12 protein-coding genes are annotated in these 13,820 nt (G+C 47.1%); 7 read left to right on the top strand and 5 right to left on the bottom strand.

Annotation, left to right across the window (positions count from 1 at the left end):
• Nucleotides 1–13: 13 nt before the first annotated feature.
• Genes V6W81_RS17975 through V6W81_RS17960 form a run of 4 tightly spaced genes read right to left on the bottom strand, consistent with a single transcriptional unit; the run spans nt 14 to nt 2,477 of the window.
• Nucleotides 14–1,246 carry a hypothetical protein gene (locus tag V6W81_RS17975; RefSeq protein WP_338539966.1) on the bottom strand — a complete coding sequence of 411 codons (1,233 nt, stop codon included), beginning with the start codon at nt 1,244–1,246 and terminating at the stop codon, nt 14–16.
• A gap of 13 nt (nt 1,247–1,259) precedes the next feature.
• Nucleotides 1,260–1,865 carry a DUF2249 domain-containing protein gene (locus tag V6W81_RS17970; protein ID WP_338539965.1) on the bottom strand — a complete coding sequence of 202 codons (606 nt, stop codon included), beginning with the start codon at nt 1,863–1,865 and terminating at the stop codon, nt 1,260–1,262.
• A complete protein-coding gene (locus V6W81_RS17965; protein ID WP_338539964.1) occupies nt 1,852–2,226 on the bottom strand; it encodes a hypothetical protein in 375 nt (124 codons plus the stop codon). The genes V6W81_RS17970 and V6W81_RS17965 overlap by 14 nt, the downstream gene beginning before the upstream one ends.
• A gap of 17 nt (nt 2,227–2,243) precedes the next feature.
• Entirely contained in the window at nt 2,244–2,477 is a 234-nt protein-coding gene (locus V6W81_RS17960; protein ID WP_145047378.1) for a DUF2249 domain-containing protein, read from the bottom strand.
• Between the two features lie 316 nt (nt 2,478–2,793).
• On the opposite strand from V6W81_RS17960, the gene moaA reads away from it, so the two are divergent.
• From moaA to V6W81_RS17930, 6 genes are all read left to right on the top strand, one after another.
• Nucleotides 2,794–3,795 carry a GTP 3',8-cyclase MoaA gene (gene moaA, locus V6W81_RS17955; RefSeq protein WP_338539963.1) on the top strand — a complete coding sequence of 334 codons (1,002 nt, stop codon included), beginning with the start codon at nt 2,794–2,796 and terminating at the stop codon, nt 3,793–3,795.
• Nucleotides 3,796–3,900: 105 nt separating this feature from the next.
• Nucleotides 3,901–7,617 carry a nitrate reductase subunit alpha gene (locus V6W81_RS17950; RefSeq protein ID WP_338539962.1) on the top strand — a complete coding sequence of 1,239 codons (3,717 nt, stop codon included), beginning with the start codon at nt 3,901–3,903 and terminating at the stop codon, nt 7,615–7,617.
• Nucleotides 7,607–9,079 carry a nitrate reductase subunit beta gene (narH, locus tag V6W81_RS17945; RefSeq protein ID WP_056689708.1) on the top strand — a complete coding sequence of 491 codons (1,473 nt, stop codon included), beginning with the start codon at nt 7,607–7,609 and terminating at the stop codon, nt 9,077–9,079. Before V6W81_RS17950 ends, narH begins: the two co-directional genes overlap by 11 nt.
• A gap of 17 nt (nt 9,080–9,096) precedes the next feature.
• Nucleotides 9,097–9,753 carry a nitrate reductase molybdenum cofactor assembly chaperone gene (narJ, locus tag V6W81_RS17940; RefSeq protein WP_145047372.1) on the top strand — a complete coding sequence of 219 codons (657 nt, stop codon included), beginning with the start codon at nt 9,097–9,099 and terminating at the stop codon, nt 9,751–9,753.
• A gap of 14 nt (nt 9,754–9,767) precedes the next feature.
• A complete protein-coding gene (gene narI, locus V6W81_RS17935) occupies nt 9,768–10,475 on the top strand; it encodes a respiratory nitrate reductase subunit gamma (RefSeq protein WP_145047514.1) in 708 nt (235 codons plus the stop codon).
• On the top strand, nt 10,476–11,987 hold the full coding sequence (locus V6W81_RS17930; RefSeq protein ID WP_338539961.1) for a nitrate/nitrite transporter: 1,512 nt from the start codon (nt 10,476–10,478) through the stop codon (nt 11,985–11,987). It begins immediately after the preceding gene.
• A 304-nt stretch (nt 11,988–12,291) separates the two neighbouring features.
• On the opposite strand, the gene V6W81_RS17925 is transcribed toward V6W81_RS17930, so the two are convergent.
• Entirely contained in the window at nt 12,292–12,993 is a 702-nt protein-coding gene (locus V6W81_RS17925) for a Crp/Fnr family transcriptional regulator (RefSeq protein WP_145047368.1), read from the bottom strand.
• A 54-nt stretch (nt 12,994–13,047) separates the two neighbouring features.
• Here V6W81_RS17925 and V6W81_RS17920 point away from each other — a divergent pair, with 54 nt between their 5' ends.
• Entirely contained in the window at nt 13,048–13,797 is a 750-nt protein-coding gene (locus V6W81_RS17920) for a YwiC-like family protein (protein WP_338539960.1), read from the top strand.
• Nucleotides 13,798–13,820 lie beyond the last annotated feature (23 nt).

Below are 13,820 nucleotides of genomic sequence, written 5' to 3'. Positions count from 1 at the left end.
CCAATCCTCCAAATTAACGTTTAAACACTAAGGCTATATTTACGATATAAGCAATGGAAATCAGGGATAGTATGGTTCCTCCGACCATCATTACTTCTGCCAAATTTATTAAAATTCCACTCACCAGCAATAGACTGCCACCCACCATGGCGATGAGTCCCCATTGTACGTAGCGTTCACTCAGCATGCCAGCCATAAGGGGCACTCCTGGTCTGCCAGCTTGTTTCCCATACTTATGTGTCCACCATAGAAACGGTACGATTTTGGAAGCATAACCTAATATCGTGAGTGAAACCCAGCCTCCTAGATATACCCATCCAGTGAGAAGCACTACTCGAGGATGAAGCAACAGATCCGTTCCTTGTGCGGAATAGATTAGCAATGCTATAACATATACGGCAAAAGCACGACTTACATACACCGACCAGCGAATACCTGGCCCTGGATTTTTTTTATGCCGCTTCTCCTGAATCTGTTCCAAGTGATACACATAACAGATCATTGCTGCACTTAGAAGCAATAGTGCGAACCAGAGTAAGCCGTCTTTGATATCTGTTAGAAATGCAATTACACCTGTGATTACCGCTGCATTCCATAATACCAAGACGATCTTTTGCAGCCTTATGGAGTAATCATGAGATAGGTAGAACATCGGTAACATTTTGTAGCTGAATCCAGTGATTAACATCCCGAACCAACCAAGGGTTCCCATCCAGATGTGTGCTCCGAATAAGCGCTCATGTAGACCATTCCATTGTCCAAAAGCAAAATTCAATCCCATCAGCATACCGGAAAGCCCGGTCAGAACCAGATACAGACAAGAACAGGCGGCACTAATCGTTACCGGGTTCCACTGAGAAGCACGGAAGAGCGTTACCCCCATATTCCATCCAAACAATAAAATACCGGTCAAGGCTAGCGTCGCTGAGCCGGCGATCCAATGAACATCTCCACGGATGAAACCATATAACATACCTGTAAGTCCGATGGTGAAGAAGAAGTAATGGCAGTAGCCGAGTAGCAGACTGTAGATATTAGATTGCAGAATAACGTGAATTAACTGATACACCGCACCCATGGCAAGCATGGTTGCCCACCCCAGAACAAAGAGGTGAGCGTGAAACCAGCCTTCAGGGCCTCTTAATTCATCACCAAGCCAGCCTGTTAGCGAGAGCAGAGAGAAGGCGTGATACATAACAAATCCGAAGATGCCCGTGATGATAAAAAGAAACGGCAACCTGGACATGGCTCTCGCCTCCTTACCCTTTTTCAATTCTCACTTTTGCTGTGCCATCCGCTTGATCCTCAACTGTATATAGGCAGCCCAGATTGTTTAACTCTTCAATTAAGAACACGGGAACGCGATCATTGTGAATGAGAACAACATCTCCAGGTTTGCAACGCTCGAGTGCAGCGAGTGTGCGCATCATCGGTTGTGGCGGTTCTAATCCGCGATTATCCAGCGTTATGGTTGTAGCCTTAGACTGATCGTCAACTCCCAATGCAGAGTTAACTCCTTCAGGGCGTCCTTGACATGCTTCCTCGTCTGATTCTAACGAGATATCAAGAGTTGGTTTGTCGGACTCAAGCTGCTGCGCAGATAATGCTTTTGCGCCTTTTTTGTTTTTCTTGTGAACGAAAGTGGTGACCCAGTGATCCGCGCTCATTCGTTCAGACGAGTTGGAGTACCCTTTCAATTTGAGAATGCCAAGTAGCGGCGTTGGCTTAAATGGGGCATGAAGTACAAACACATCCTCAGGATGCAGACCTTTTACCGTATCCATAATGAGTTGGAAGGGCTCCAGCTTTTTATTTAAATGAGGCCGGACATCCAATTCAACAATATTGACATCAGCTCGAGACATGTGCGTTCACATCCGATCCTGTACCCGCTACATGGGCCTGTTGGAGCAAGTGTTGTGACGACTCATAGAGAGCAGCCATTCCGCCGTACAGCGCATAAAAGAATGATTCCGGCGCATCCAGAGAGAAGGACAGATATGCCTTAGGATCCATACCTAACAATCGCTCAAAAAGTCTTGCACTGTCATAGGCGTAAAAACAAAAGTGTGTATATTCAAAGACTGGCATTTTCTCATAAATCGTAATGATTTCTTGTGCATATTCCGCTTGATTCTGTTGTGCCATCTGAATCATGGTCGTCGCATCTTCCAGCCGAAGCGTGATGCGAAGTGTAGTGTCATTTATGATGTCAACTTGCGGCATGGCTGCTCATCTCCAATCTATCGTTTGCTGATCTTGACCTGGAACGTGGTAGGTCCTTGTTCAATATACTCCCAATCGAAGCCATCAGGATGTGTAGATTGGAACTGGAAGCGCAAAGGTTTCGGATCGTGATCGTTAATGAGTAGCATCGCTTCTTCAGGCTGTAGCTGATCGAAAGTTTCGAAAATGATTTTATGTTTCAGATGAGGTGGGTACTCAGTAGCGTTAATTGTAGCTGCATATGTGTTCATGATTCATTCCTCCAAGTGGGATAGTGTGGTGCTGCAATTTGATTATAGAAAACGAAAAGAAGGGGCTGTGTGAGCAGGCTCACATTTCCTATTGTCATAATCTTGCCTTATTTAAAAGAGAATCCTGTTTGGAAAGGGGTTGCGGCGATTTTATAAATGTGCCAGTGTGCGTTATGTTTCACTTCTTGTGATATTTTGCACAGTTAGGCGAGCGAGACATCCTTATATTTAGCACCAAGATGACAATTGATGAGAGGAAGCAAGTTCCCTCCTTCAGCCGAATAAAGACAGCACCCTAGAGAAGGGAGGTACGTGTATGGAATCAAAATTAATGGATCCGTTTGGCAGAGTTCATGACTACTTGCGGATTTCGGTTACAGATCGTTGCAACCTGCGCTGTGTATATTGCATGCCAGAAGAAGGGATGCAGTTTGAACCGACAGAACGAATCCTGTCTTATGAAGAAATCACGTCGATCGTCAAGGCGCTTGCTCCACTGGGTATTCGGAAATTGCGTTTGACTGGGGGAGAACCTCTGGTTCGCAAGGGGCTGGATCAACTGATTGCGATGTTGTCCGCTATTCCAGGGATTGAAGATATCGCATTGACAACCAATGGCATCTATCTGGCAGCTTATGCAGATCGACTCAAGTCAGCGGGATTAACTCGGGTCAACATTAGCTTGGATTCGCTCAAGCCGGAGCGATTTGCGCGTATTACACGAGGCGGCAAGGTAGATCGTGTGCTGGAGGGCATCAAAGCCAGTCAAAGGGCTGGATTTCAGCCCATCAAGCTAAATGTTGTACTGATGAAAGGTGTAAATGACGATGAGGTTGAGGATTTTCTGCGCATGACGCTGGAGGCCCCGATTGATATTCGATTTATTGAGTACATGCCCATCGGTGATAGCGGGAGCAGCTGGAAGTCGAGTTATTTGCCGCTTGAACATGTGCTGAAGACTTGTGGAGACAAGTGGAACTACGAGAGCTGCGGTGATATGTACGGCAATGGTCCGGCAGATAGTTATCGAATCGCTGGAGCAGCTGGAACATTTGGTCTGATTCATCCGGTCAGCAGTCATTTCTGTGGTAGCTGCAATAGGCTCAGGTTAACAGCCGACGGCAACATTAAACCGTGCCTGTACTGGTCGGATGAGTACAATGTTCGCCCGCTAGTTGGCGACGACAAGGCGGTACAGGATCTGTTTTACAAGGCGCTCGGCTCCAAACCCGAAACTCATGACATGGTAAAAGCCTTAAAAGGGCAGCAGATTGACGGAACACCTACGCTGCGGCATATGTCGCAGATCGGAGGGTAGCAAGAGAAGCAAGTGCTTCAAATAGAGATGCGAATGCAGTTTAATCTCTAACTCAATTTCAGGTGCGAAATCGCATCAACAGGTCACATTTGTGGGAGGACAACAATGAGCAGCAAAAGCATGCCCTGGATGGGCAAACTGAAGTATTTTGCCAAACGTGAAAAAAACGCGGAAGGCTGGAGTGAGATGTCCCCGGTAAACCGGGACTGGGAAGACGTGTATCGCCGCCGCTGGCAGCATGATAAAGTGGTACGTTCCACACACGGCGTTAACTGTACAGGTTCATGTAGTTGGCAGATTTATGTGAAAGATGGCATTGTGACATGGGAAACGCAAGCGACGGATTATCCATCTACCGGGCCGGATATGCCTGATTTCGAACCACGTGGATGTCCGCGTGGAGCAAGCTTCTCATGGTACCTATACAGCCCATTGCGTGTGAAGCACCCTTACGTGCGTGGTGCGCTTCTGGAAATGTGGCGTGACGCTCTGAAGACTTATGGTGATCCCATACAGGCATGGTCAAGTATTTCGAATGATCCAGTCAAAGTGAAAAGATACAAGTCGGTACGCGGTAAAGGCGGACTGGTTCGTGCTTCATGGGGCGAAGTGACACAGATTATTGCTGCTTCCATGATTCATACGATCAAAGATTACGGCCCTGACCGTATCATTGGTTTCTCGCCAATCCCAGCGATGTCCATGGTCAGTTATGCTGCCGGATCACGTTTCTTGTCTTTGGTAGGTTCACCATTGCTTAGTTTCTATGACTGGTACGCAGATCTGCCGCCGGCATCCCCGCAAATCTGGGGAGATCAGACGGACGTTCCGGAGAGCAGTGATTGGTATAACTCTGGTTACATTTTAGTTTGGGGTTCTAATCTGCCGATGACACGTACACCGGATGCTCACTTCCTCGCAGAAGCACGTTACAAAGGAACAAAAGTGGTATCCATCAGTCCGGATTATGCGGAATATGTGAAGTTTGCAGATACATGGATGTCTGTGAAACAAGGGACAGACGGCGCTCTTGCAATGGCTATGGGGCACATCATTCTGAAAGAGTTTTATCTGGATCATCCTACAGATTACTTCATGTCCTATGCGAAGCAATATACAGACTTCCCGAATTTGTTGATTGTCGAAGAGAAGGATGGCGTGAACATTGCAGGCCGATTCTTGCTTGGTGAAGACCTGGGCATCCAAGGCAACAATATGGCATGGAAAACCCTTGTATTCGATGAAAACTCCGGCACTTATGCTATCCCAAAAGGGAGTATGGGCTTCCGTTGGGGTGAAGAAGGTACGTGGAATCTCAAAATGGAACAGGTGGATACCGGCGAGCCGATCGATCCAAGATTATCCATGCTCGGAGTGCATCATGATCTCGTAACCGTACATCTGCCTTACTTCGATGATGAAGGAAGTCATGTAATGGAGCGTCAAATCCCAGTGCGCCGCATCTGGGTTGAAGATCGCTGGATTACCGTCACGTCGGTATACGATCTCGTGCTGGCGAAGTATGGTGTCGATCGTGAAATGACACGTTCAGCAGACTCTACTGAAATCGTATCAGGAGTTGTTCTGGAAGCAGAAGAGGACAAACCATTTACACCAGCTTGGCAAGAGAAAATTACCCGAGTTGACCGGGATACCGTCGTTCAGATCGCACGTGAGTTTGCACAAAATGCAGTGGATACGCAAGGCCGCTCCATGATTATTATGGGTGCCGGGATCAACCACTGGTACAACTCCGATGTTATCTATCGTGCCATTATCAACCTGCTTCTGATGACAGGCTGTCAAGGGGTTAACGGTGGTGGCTGGGCTCACTATGTAGGTCAGGAGAAGCTACGTCCAGCGGAAGGTTGGCAGACGATTGCATTTGCACGTGACTGGAGTGGACCTGCCCGTCTGCAGAACGGAACATCGTTCTTCTATTTTGCAACAGATCAATGGAGATACGAGGAAACCCAAGTCGGAGAGCTAACCTCGGCACTTGAAGGTGACCCGCGCTTCCAGCATGTTGCTGACTATAATGTCATGGCTGCACGCATGGGCTGGCTTCCATCTTATCCACAATTTAACCGTAACTCGATTGATTTGCACCAGGATGCACTAGATGCGGGGGCAACAACGAAGGAAGAGATCGGCGAATATGTGGCATCGGAATTGCAAAATAAAAATCTTAAATTCTCGATTGAGCAGCCGGATGATCCAGCGAACTTCCCACGAGTGCTGTTTGTCTGGAGAGCAAACCTGATCTCAAGCTCAGGCAAAGGACATGAGTATTTCCTCAAGCATTTGCTTGGTGCAACAAACGGGTTGCTCAATGATGATGATCATGGACTTCGTCCAGAGCATGTGGAGTGGGTGGATGAAGCTCCAGAAGGCAAGCTTGATCTTATGGTCAATATGGATTTCCGCATGGCAGGTACAGCAATGTATTCCGATATCGTACTGCCAGCAGCAACATGGTATGAAAAAAGCGATTTGAGCAGTACGGATATGCACCCGTTTGTACATCCGTTCAACCCGGCGGTAGCTACACAATGGGAATCTCGTTCCGACTGGGATACGTTCAAGGAGATTGCACGTGTGTTCTCCGAAATGGCAGAACAGCAGTTCGATGGTCCACAGAAGGAGATTCTGGCTACACCGTTACTGCATGATTCACCGGATGAGCTGGCTCAACCGTATGGTGAGATTAAAGACTGGAGTGCTGGAGAGTGCGAAGCTATTCCGGGTAAAACCATGCCGCATATTCAAGTGGTTGAACGTGACTATGCTGCGGTCTATAACAAAATGATCAGTCTCGGGCCGAACGTGAAGGATAAACCGATTGGTACGAAGGGCATGTCCTGGTCGGCAAGCGAAGAATACGAGAAGCTGAAAGGCATCTTAGGTGTGAACCGCAAAGATGACGTTGGACAAGGATGTCCAGATCTAAGTTCAGATCGTAACGTCGCTGAAGCCATTCTGACGCTGTCTACAACAACGAACGGTAAGATGGCTGTACGTGCGTGGGAGTCTTTGGAGAAGAAAACGGCACTGCATCTGAAGGATTTGGCAGAAGAACGTTCAGAAGAATGCTTCACCTTTGACGAGATTACTTCGAAACCAAAAACGGTTATCACATCACCTGCATTTAGCGGATCGGAAAAAGGCGGACGACGGTATTCACCGTTCACGACCAACGTAGAACGACTGATTCCATGGCGTACTCTGACAGGCAGACAACAGTTCTATATCGACCATGAGATGCTGCGTGAGTTCGGTGAGACGCTGGCTACCTTCAAACCAATTCTGAAACATACACCGTTCCATCCAAACAGCAAACGTCCGATTGAGGGCGGCAAGGAAATCGTGCTGAACTACATGACACCACATAACAAATGGTCTATTCACAGTATGTACTATGATGCACAACCGATGTTGACCTTGTTCCGAGGTGGTCCAACGATCTGGATGAACCATGAGGATGCTGAGGAAGCGGGCCTAGTGGATAACGATTGGATCGAATGTTTCAACCGTAACGGGGTCGTTGTGGCAAGAGCCGTAGTTACACATCGTATTCCTCGTGGAGTAGCCTTTATGTATCACGCCCAGGATCGACACATTAACGTTCCAGGGACGAAAATTTCACAGACACGCGGAGGTACGCATAACAGTCCGACTCGTATTCATGTGAAGCCAACACATATGATCGGCGGTTATGCTCAGTTAAGTTATGGTTTCAACTATTATGGCCCGACAGGCAACCAGCGTGACCTGAACGTCATCATTAGAAAACTGCAGGAGGTGGATTGGCTTGAAGATTAAAGCACAAGTCAGTATGGTCATGAACCTGGACAAATGTATCGGCTGCCATACATGCAGCGTAACATGCAAAAACACCTGGACGAATCGTCCAGGTGCAGAGTACATGTACTTTAACAATGTCGAAACAAAACCAGGTGTCGGTTATCCAAAACAATGGGAGGATCAGGAGCGTTATCGCGGCGGCTGGGAGATGAAAAATGGCAAGCTGGAGCTGAAATCCGGTACACGTGCAAGACGTTTGCTTAACATTTTTCACAACCCAGATCAACCAACGATCGACGACTACTATGAGCCTTGGACTTATGATTACGAGAAACTGACCAATAGTCCGGAGAAAAAACACCAGCCAGTTGCAAGACCGAAATCTCAAATTACAGGCGAATATATGAATCTAGAATGGGGTCCCAACTGGGAAGATGATCTCGCCGGTGCTCATATAACGGGGATGGAAGATCCAAACATGAAGGGTGTCGAGGAATCCATCAAAATGGATTTTGAACAGGTATTTATGATGTACCTGCCGCGGATCTGTGAACACTGCCTGAACCCGTCCTGTGTGTCTTCCTGTCCATCAGGTGCTATGTACAAACGGGAAGAGGACGGAATCGTTCTTGTTGACCAGAATGCTTGTCGTGCATGGAGATTCTGTGTGTCGAGCTGCCCGTACAAAAAAGTATATTTCAACTGGCAGACGAACAAAGCTGAGAAATGCACACTATGCTTCCCACGGATTGAAGCGGGTCTGCCAACGATCTGCTCTGAAACTTGCGTTGGACGTATCCGTTATATCGGCCTGATGCTCTATGATGCAGACCGCATTGAAGCGGCGGCTTCCGTGGAGAATGAAAAGGATCTGTATGAGTCGCAAATGGATGTTTTCCTTGATCCAAATGATCCTGAAGTTATTCGTGAAGCACGTGCAGCAGGCATTCCGGAGGACTGGATTATTGCAGCGCAGCAGTCTCCAATCTATAAAATGGTGATCGACTGGAAGATCGCACTTCCACTTCACCCTGAGTACCGCACGATGCCGATGGTATGGTACATTCCGCCGCTGAGTCCGATCACTAATCGAGTAGAAGGCCAAGGAAGTTCGCTTGATGCAAATGATATTTTCCCAGCTATTGATAATATGCGTATTCCGGTTGAATACCTGGCGAACCTACTTACTGCTGGAGATACAGGACGTATTCGTGAAGTACTGCGCAAAATGGCTGTGATGCGGATTCACATGCGTAACCAGCAAACCGGCAAAGCGAGTGAGTCCGAATTGTTGGATCTTGTTGGCATGAGTGCGCAGGAAGTTGAAGATATGTACCGTCTGCTCGCTATTGCGAAATACGATGACCGCTTTGTGATCCCGCCAGCTCACCGTGAGGAAGTGGCAGATCTATTCAGTGAACAAGGAAGCTGTGGCCTTGACTTTGCAGGCGGCCCAGGTTCTTGCGGCGTATTCTCATAGGAGAGGAGACAACAACGATGACAATCGATACGAATACAGAAACTATCGTGAAACAGGTTTATGAACCGGAAATGAGAAGAATGGTCTGTAAACTGATCTCCTATCTGCTGCAATATCCTGATACCGAGTGGAGAGAGGGATTACCTGGGGTGCAAGAAGCCGTTCTTTCGATCTCTGAGGAAGAAGTGAAGCAGATCGTGTTAACCTTCACCAGAGATGCACAGGCTGTAGATGCCATTAAGTGGCAAGATTCTTATGTACGTGCGTTTGATTTTGATAAAAAATCAAATCTTTATCTCACTTATGCTTTGCATGGTGATGAGCGAGATCGCGGACCGGCACTGATTGATTTGAAGCGTAGATATGAAGCGGCTGGTTTCTATATGGAAGCCAGCGAGCTGCCGGATTATTTACCAATGGTGCTTGAATTCATTGCCGAGGCTCCAGAGAAAGATGCAATCGGAGTTCTGGATACCTGCCATAAAGCGCTGGTCACGATGACCGAAAGTATCGCAGGACAAAACAGTCCATACGGACCGCTCCTTACGCTCATGTTACAGGTGATGCCCGAGCCGTCTGTTTCGGACGTACCTGAACCAAGCAAAGAAGAACAGAAACAACCGCTGGGCGGTCTGAACGAGATCGTTGAGCTGATGAGGAGGGGCAATCGGTGAGTACACTGGAATTAATGTTATGGGGTGCTCTCCCGTACATGGTCATTGTGTTTTGTATCACGGCGACCATCTGGAGATATGTAACCAATCCGTTTAGCTGGACATCCAAATCTAGTGAGATGCTGGAGAAACGTATGCTACGATGGGGAAGTTTACTCTTCCACATCGGTATTTTCGCCGTCATCTGTGGACATATTGCCGGACTACTTGTACCGATTGAATTTTATCATTGGATCGGTCTAAGTGACGAAGCGTACCATATGGGCGCTGTGTTCGGCGGATTACCGGCTGGTATTATCGCATTTACCGGATTGGTTATTCTGTTGGTACGCCGGTATACGGCTCGCAGAGTGCGGGCAACAAGCAGCGTCGGGGATTGGGTGGCACTGGCTATGTTAATCATTGTCATTGTGACCGGGATTCTGGCAACATCGGCTAACGCGGTTAATCATAGTGGATTCGATTATCGTACAACGATTAACCCATGGTTACGTGGTCTGTTGATATTCCAGCCTGATCCGACTCTGATGCAGACGGTGCCCATGAACTTTAAGGTTCATATCTTGCTCACATTTGTATTGTACAGCGTATTTCCATTCACACGTCTGGTGCACATGCTGAGTATGCCCCTCGGATATCTAAGACGTAGCTATGTGCTGTATCGCAGAAGAGACGGAGCCGTGTATCCGAATCAGGAACAACAAAAGGAAAGGGCGATGTAAATGCAGCAAAAAGGAAAAATTCAACTGCCCTTGCAAACGACGAGTCTTGTTCTTGGGTTTATGGTATGGGTAATCTTGTCATCCCTCATGCCTTTTATCAAAGAGGATATCGCGCTTACTTCTTCCCAGCTTGCTTGGGCGACAGCTATTCCTGTCTTGATCGGATCGATTGCTCGTATTCCAATTGGTTATTGGACGAATCGGTACGGGGCACGTAACATTTTCATGATCAGCTTTGTGTTATTACTTGCTCCGGTATGGTGGGTCAGTCGAGCAACATCATTCAGTGATCTAGTTATTGGTGGCTTCTTCCTCGGGATCGGTGGAGCCGTGTTCTCGGTTGGAGTAACCTCGCTACCCAAGTATTATCCGAAAGAACGTCATGGTTTCGTTAATGGGATTTATGGTATTGGTAACTTGGGTACAGCACTATCTGCATTTGGAGCACCATTGGTTGCTGCACAGGTGGGTTGGTCCAAAACGGTACTATTTTACAGCATTCTGTTGGTTGGTATGGCTGCATTGAACTTTGTTTTGGGAGACAAAAAAGAAACACGCGTCACGCTTCCTCTGATGCAGCAATTAAAAGATGTGTCACGGAATAACAAGCTATGGCTTCTATGTTTGTTCTACTTCCTGACGTTTGGTTCATTCGTGGCGTTCACTGTTTACTTGCCGAACTTCCTCGTTACCAACTTCCAGATGGATAAGGTTGATGCGGGACTTCGCACAGCTGGCTTCATCTTGGTGGCAACGATTATGCGTCCGGTTGGCGGATGGCTGGGTGACAAGTTTAATCCATTCAAAATATTGATGTTTGTGTTCGGCGGATTGACCATTGCCGCGATTGTATTATCGTTCGCGCCATCCTTCTATATCTATACGGTTGGTTGTCTGACTGTCGCGCTCTGCGCGGGAACAGGGAACGGTACAATTTTCAAATTAGTGCCGATGTATTTCGTCAAACAAGCAGGTATCGCTAACGGAATGATCTCAGCAATGGGTGGTTTGGGCGGTTTCTTCCCTCCATTGATGCTGACGTTGCTATACAGTATGACAGGTCATTATGCGATTGGCTTCATGGCATTATCCCAGATTGCACTGGTAAGTCTCGTGCTGGTTATCTGGATGTTCTATCAAGAGAAACTACAACTGTCTGCTAGCATTTTGGAGAATACCATTGAAGCAATTCTGGTGACGGATACGAACAGTGTTATTCGTTCTGTGAACCCAGCCTTTACGGCGGTTACAGGCTATACGGCTGAAGAAGCGGTAGGGCAGAAGCCAAGCATGCTGAAATCAGGCAAGCAGGATAAGAAGTTTTATGACCAGTTATGGCAGGAACTCCGTGAAAAAGGATACTGGCAGGGCGAAATATGGAATCGCAAGAAAAATGGTGAGCTTTATCAGGAATGGCTTAGTATTACAGCAATCCGTAATGAAGCAGGGGAAGTCAAATATTACGCGGGTATGTTTAGTGACATGAGTAAACCTGATCTAACGATTGCCTAAGCGATTCATGTAAACAGACAGTTATTGAAAAAGTGATCCAACATACAGCAAGAGACCTTAACTTGATTTACAGTAGTTAAGGTCTCTTTTTGCACAAGCGTTAGTTTCAATACCCAGAGGATGTCATTAACGTTCCTGATGAATTTGGCTTAACGCTGAGCTGTCATTGTGAATAACAGAAAGAACAAGTTAGAAGCAGGGAGCAGGATGTAAGAAACAAATAAGTAGCAAGTAGAAAGTAGAAAGTAGCAAGTAGTAAGAAACAAGAAGCAGCAAGATGCAGAGAGCCATCTTGCCGTTATGCTTAAGCGTCTCGCTGTTCTTTTAAAGCCTGAAGGTTGTGAATGATGATGCGGCTACGATCAACCTCAAGCAATTCGTCTTTTGCGAGCTGGTTCAGCAGTCGATTGGCTGTCTCTCTTGTCGTTCCGATGGAATTGGCGAACTCCTGGTGTGTCATGGGCAGATTGATGACGATCTTATCCGCTTGCTCCTGACCATGCTGCTCGGCAAGCATGAGAAGAAAGGAGAGCACACGATTACGTACATCCTGACCGGAAAGCACTTGTAATTTATCCTGTAACTCTCGTATTTTATCGCCGAGTACACGCATGATTTTGATGGCAATCGAAGGTGTGCTTAGCATGAGCCGTTCAAAGTGTCTGACGGGAATTGCCAGCAGGCTTGACGGCGTGATCGCAACAGCAGTAGCGGGATAGGGATGAGCGTTGAAGAATCCGGTATGAGGAAACATATCTCCTGTTTTGAGAAAGGATACGATCTGTTCATGTCCGTTCTCATCCGTTTTGTAAGCTTTGACAATACCGGTACGAATGAAGAACACAGCTTCTTTTTCACTGCCCTCACTAAAAATCACTGTCTTTTTGTTGATGCTTCGGGATATTGCAATTTCTTCAACCTGTTTTAACTCTTCGGGGCTTAGATCCTGAAAAATAGGGAATTGCTGCAGAAATTCCGCTGCGTTTTCTTTATTTACCCTGGTCATACAAGTTCATCCTCTCTGTGAAGCTTTTTGTATTGATAAACCTGATAGGAGGTTGTGATTGAATTGAAAAGTAATGGAAGTACAAACGCTAAACCAATCGTAATTCCCCATGAACATGGTGGGTGGGCGATGGTCAGCGTACCTTTTCTTGTAGGTGTGGCGGCAAGCAGCCCCCAATGGCTTCATCTGCCGCTGTTCTTTGCCTGGCTTGGCTTATACCTGACCGCTTATCCTTTGCTGCAATCGCTCAAACGAAACGCGAATCGGCAGCGCTTATATAAATGGGCAGCCATATACGGCACGATCGCTCTAGTGTGTCTCATTCCGGCCGTCATTGGTCAATCATCGCTGTTATGGTTTGGCCCCATGTTGGTGGGACTGCTTTTGGTTAACATCTGGCATGTAAGACATAAGGCCGAAAGGTCATTGACCAATGATCTATGTGCAATGCTGGTCTTCTCTCTAGGCGGAGCGGCAGCTTATCTGATTGGCAGCGGTAAATGGGACTACGGCATGGCCATCGTTGTATTATTTTCCTTTTTACATTTTACAGGAAGTACGTTCTTTGTGAAATCCGTCTTTCGGGAACGCAGCAATCCGCGCTGGATCAGGTTGTCACGTCTTGTCCATGTTGTAATGCTGTTCATTCCGGCTGCAGTTGGGTATCCATGGATGGGGCTGGCCTATGTCTATTCCGCTGTGCGAGCATTTCGATATGCAGGTAAAACAATGCGTCCCATGAAGGTGGGGATCATCGAAATTATTGGAGCGGTACAGTTCCTGCTCTGGTTCATCCTGCTGTGAATCACATCATTTTATCATAACGT

It is taken from the genome of Paenibacillus tundrae, assembly GCF_036884255.1.
Taxonomy (GTDB): Bacteria; Bacillota; Bacilli; order Paenibacillales; family Paenibacillaceae; genus Paenibacillus.
This window is presented reverse-complemented; position numbering and strand designations above follow the sequence as displayed.